The organism is Actinotalea sp. C106, from assembly GCF_023630195.1.
Taxonomy (GTDB): domain Bacteria; phylum Actinomycetota; class Actinomycetes; order Actinomycetales; family Cellulomonadaceae; genus Actinotalea.
In genome coordinates, this window is the sequence record NZ_JALPKN010000364.1 from 1 (window position 1) to 2,634 (window position 2,634).

3 protein-coding genes and 1 pseudogene are annotated in these 2,634 nt (G+C 75.5%); all 4 read right to left on the bottom strand.

The window, feature by feature from the left end; all coding sequences use genetic code 11:
- Positions 1 to 62: 62 nt before the first annotated feature.
- Positions 63 to 782 carry a deoxyribose-phosphate aldolase gene (gene deoC, locus L0B03_RS16345; protein ID WP_250447842.1) on the bottom strand — a complete coding sequence of 240 codons (720 nt, stop codon included), beginning with the start codon at positions 780 to 782 and terminating at the stop codon, positions 63 to 65.
- Positions 779 to 1,909, bottom strand: coding sequence for an adenosine deaminase (locus tag L0B03_RS16350; protein ID WP_250447845.1), 1,131 nt, complete (start codon positions 1,907 to 1,909; stop codon positions 779 to 781). Before L0B03_RS16350 ends, deoC begins: the two co-directional genes overlap by 4 nt.
- A gap of 66 nt (positions 1,910 to 1,975) precedes the next feature.
- Positions 1,976 to 2,197, bottom strand: coding sequence for a hypothetical protein (locus tag L0B03_RS16355; protein WP_250447847.1), 222 nt, complete (start codon positions 2,195 to 2,197; stop codon positions 1,976 to 1,978).
- Between the two features lie 78 nt (positions 2,198 to 2,275).
- Positions 2,276 to 2,634: pseudogene (locus L0B03_RS16360) on the bottom strand (hypothetical protein); the annotation flags it as partial.

Consider the following 2,634-nt stretch of genomic DNA (forward strand, 5'->3'; position numbering starts at 1 on the left):
CGCACGCGTAACGATCGTCGCCCGCGGCGAGGCACGGGCGGCCGACGACCGCCCGTGCGTGGTCAGTAGCCCGAGGTCGCGGCACCGTCGTCGGAAGCGGGCTCGTCGAGCCCGTCGAGCCCGTCGAGCACTGCCGCGGTCCCCGAGAGGCCGAGGCGCGTCGCCCCGGCAGCGATCATCTCGCGGGCCGCAGCCCCGGTCCGGACCCCGCCCGAGGCCTTGACCCCGAGGCGCCCTCCCACCGTCTCGGCCATGAGCCGCACCGCGTGCGCCGAGGCGCCCCCGGCGGGGTGGAACCCGGTCGAGGTCTTGACGAAGTCCGCACCCGCGGCCTCGGCGGCGCGGCAGGTGCCCACGATCTGCTCGTCGCTGAGGGCAGCCGACTCGATGATGACCTTGAGCACGACGGGGGCGGGGGCCGCGGCGCGGACCGCCGCCACGTCACGCTCGACCGCGGCGAAGTCCCCCGCGCGAGCTGCACCGAGGTCGATCACCATGTCCACCTCGTGCGCGCCGTCGGCGACGGAGCGAGCAGCCTCGGCGGCCTTGACCTCGCTGTGGTGCTTGCCCGAGGGGAACCCGCACACCGTCGCGACGAGCACCTCCCCCGCGTCGACCGGGAGCATCGAGGGCGAGACGCAGATCGAGTAGACGCCCAGGGCCTGGGCCTCGGCCACGAGGGCCTCGACGTCGGCCCGCGTCGTCTCGGGCTTGAGGAGGGTGTGGTCGACCATGCGGGCGACCGCAGCGCGGTCCGAGGGGGTGGGGGTGGGGGTGGTCATGCGCGGTGCCGTCCGTTCGAGGTGGTGTAGGCGGGCAGGAGGACGTCCTCGACGAGAGCCTCGCGCTCGTCGTGGTGGATGAAGGCGCTCCAGGCGGCCGTGAGCGTCGCGTCGCGCAGGTCGGCCAGGGACCAGCCGGCCTCCTCGACGAGCCGGGTCATCTCCCGGGTCATCGAGGTGGCCGACATCAGGCGGTTGTCGGTGTTGATCGTGACCGCGAAGCCGAGGCGCGCGAGCAGGGTGATCGGGTGCTCGGCGACCGAGGTGGCCACGCCGGTCTGGAGGTTGGAGGTCGGGCACAGCTCGAGGGGTACCTGCTGGTCACGCACCCAGTGCGCCACCCGTCCCAACCGGGTCTCCGAGATCCCGCTCGGGTCCTCGTCCGTCGGTGCCCCCGGGGTGAGGTCCTCGACCAGCCGCGCGCCGTGCCCCAGGCGCAGCGCCCCCGCGAGGTGCAGGGCGTCGGCGACCGACTCGACCCCCGCCGCCTCCCCGGCGTGCACGGTGACGGGGAAGCTGGCTGCGCGCAGCATCCGGAAGGCGCGTTCGTGGCGCCCGGCAGGGTGCCCCGCCTCGGCCCCGGCCAGGTCGAAGCCGACCACCCCCCGATCCCGGTTGGCGAGCGCGAGCTCGGCGACCTCCCGGCTGCGGTCCGCGTGCCGCATGGCGGTGAGGAGCTGACCGACGCGGATGCTGCGTCCCTCCTCGGCAGCCAGCGCGACGCCCTCGTCGAGGCCGGCCCCGACGGCGTCGACCACCTGCTGCAGGCTGAGCCCTCCGGCCAGGTGCTGCTCGGGGGCGTAGCGCTGCTCCGCGTACACCACGCCGTCGGCAGCCAGGTCGACCACGGCCTCCCGGGCGACGCGCCGAAGGTTCTCTGCGGTCTGCATCACGGACACCGTGTGCGCGAAGGTCTCCAGGTACTGCTCGAGGGAGCCGGCGCTCGCCGTGGACTCGAACCACGCCCCCAGGGCCTCGGCGTCCGCGGCCGGCAGCGGGTGACCGATCTGCGCGGCCAGCTCGAGCACCGTGGCCGGGCGGAGCCCTCCGTCGAGGTGGTCGTGCAGGACGACCTTCGGCAGAGCGGCGATCTCCTCGGGGCTGGGCGGGGCTGCGGCACGACTCATGGGCACCACGCTACTGCCCCGCCGGGCAGACCTCGGCCCCGCCTCGAGGCCCCGATCCCCGCCTGGTCAGCTCCCGGGGTACTCCTCGGCCTCGTCCTCGGGGAGCCCCTGCGCCTGCTCGACGACGTCGGGCTCGTCCGCCTCGCCGAGCAGGTCGGGCCGGGGGGCGGCGGGCTGGTGCTCGGGCTCCACCGGGACGGTCTTGCGGCTCGGGTCGGGGACCTCGGAGCTCTCCGGGGGGACCAGGCCCGCATCGGCCCAGGTGCTGTCGCCGGGGGTCGTGCTCATCATGGCTCCCTTCACGCGGTCGAACCTCCATCGTGACGCCGCGGCGTCAGGCCCGCCAACGCAGGCGTCCTGGCACACCTAGCGCGGCAGGACGACCCAGGCGGTGTGCCGCCACCCGCCGAGGGCCGCGCCGCCGAGGGTGTCCTGGACGAGACGGGCCGCGGTCACCGGGTACGTCGCCCCGCCGGCCGGCTCCCAGAGGACCGACCCCCGCGACCCGGGCAGGACGAGGACGACGTGCCGTGGCAGCACCGGGGCCCGACCCCGCACGGCAGAACGTCCCCCGCTGTAGAGCAGGACCGGGGCCCCGGCCTCCAGGGCTCGCACCGCCTGCCGCAGCCCGGTCGATCCCGCACCGGGGACGGGTCGGTGGGTGAACCGCAGGCCTGCCCACCGTGCGACCGCGGCGGCGCCCCAGGGCGGGGAAGTCGGGTGGG